Origin of the sequence: Frateuria defendens (assembly GCF_001182895.1) — a bacterium.
GTDB lineage: Bacteria > Pseudomonadota > Gammaproteobacteria > Xanthomonadales > Rhodanobacteraceae > Frateuria_B > Frateuria_B defendens.
Genome location: NZ_LFQR01000307.1, coordinates 1 through 317 on the forward strand (window position 1 = coordinate 1; position 317 = coordinate 317).

The 317-nt window shown below is 74.4% G+C and carries 1 pseudogene; it reads left to right on the plus strand.

Going from position 1 to position 317, the window contains the following annotated elements:
* Positions 1-211, plus strand: a pseudogene (locus ACH65_RS20490) (hypothetical protein); the annotation flags it as partial.
* Between the last annotated feature and the right edge of the window lie 106 nt (positions 212-317).

The following is a 317-nucleotide window of genomic DNA, read 5'->3' on the forward strand; positions in this document are numbered from 1 at the left end:
GCTCGGCGCCTTCGCCGCCGTTGCGCTGGCCGCGCTGATGATGTGGCAGCCGCCCCGCCCGACCGCCGCGCCGGCCATGGCCGTTGCCGCCGGCGACGCCGATAATGAGCTGCCGCCCGACCTGGACGGCACCGATCCCGGCCTGTATCAGAACCTCGACTTCTACGGCTGGCTCGCCGCCAGCGACCGCAACGACCGCTCGCCCCGCTGATCCATGACCGCCAACCGCTTCCTGCCGCTTCTGCTGTGCTTCCTGCTCGGCGCCGTCCCGGCGCTGCAGGCACAGGATGCGCCGCCGCCCGGCCCTCCGCCCGGCG